1 protein-coding gene is annotated in these 269 nt (G+C 50.6%); it reads right to left on the bottom strand.

Going from position 1 to position 269, the window contains the following annotated elements:
* Positions 1-13 precede the first annotated feature (13 nt).
* Positions 14-269: HAD hydrolase-like protein (locus tag AACQ14_RS24250; protein ID WP_339366099.1), on the bottom strand; the 256-nt coding region annotated here is incomplete at its 5' end.

Genomic DNA, 269 nt, shown 5'->3' with positions numbered 1-269 from the left:
CAAAACAAAGTGTTCAAGGACGTTGCAATATATAGTCCGGCTGAATGCCTGACGTATCAATGGGTTCAACGACATCATGGCCCGCGAAAAATCCGTACCCAGATATGAGCGCCGTTTTTACACCTGCCGCCTGACCGCCCAGGATATCCGTATGAAGACTGTCGCCCACCATCACCGTGCGCGCCGGATCAAACGAACCGAGCATTGAGAAGGCCAAATCAAAGATGTTGCTGAAAGGTTTACCAAAGAACTTTGGCTCAACACCGGTC

Source organism: Vallitalea maricola (assembly GCF_036985595.1).
Lineage (GTDB): Bacteria > Bacillota > Clostridia > Lachnospirales > Vallitaleaceae > Vallitalea > Vallitalea maricola.
Note: the sequence above shows the minus strand (reverse complement) of the source record. Positions and strands in the feature narration are given on the sequence as shown.